Origin of the sequence: Bremerella sp. JC817, assembly GCF_040718835.1 — a bacterium.
In the GTDB taxonomy this organism is placed as follows: domain Bacteria; phylum Planctomycetota; class Planctomycetia; order Pirellulales; family Pirellulaceae; genus Bremerella.
On record NZ_JBFEFG010000029.1, the window covers coordinates 1 to 415 of the forward strand.

The window sequence follows — 415 nt, forward strand, 5'->3', positions numbered from 1 at the left end:
ACCAACGCGGCATCCGGTCGATCGCCTCGGTGTGGATCCAGAACTGGTAGATCAGGTTGAACCCGCCGCAGATGGCGATCATCACCGGATGGAACCCCAGCAGCACCAGCGGCAGGGTAAAGACGAAACCCAGTGTCAGGAACCCGGTCCAGCTTTGCCGAAGCGCGGTGCTGAGATTGTAATGCTGGCTCGAATGATGGTTCACGTGGCTGGCCCAGAACCAGCGGACGCGGTGGCCGAAGCGATGCGACCAGTAATAGGCGAGATCGTCCAGCACAAAGCAGAGCGGCCAGGCCCACCAGACCGTCCACCACTGTTCGCCGAAGTCGAACACCCTGAACTGGTAGAGCCACAGGAACAGGCCGAAACCGAGCAGGCCGACCAGCGCCCCGACGACCGTGCTGCCGAGACCGAT

Annotated in this window: 1 protein-coding gene; it reads right to left on the minus strand. The window is 62.2% G+C overall.

Features of this window, described 5'->3' with window-relative positions; translation table 11 throughout:
* On the minus strand, positions 1-415 hold a 415-nt coding region (locus AB1L30_RS00135; protein WP_367011336.1), incomplete at both ends, for a sterol desaturase family protein.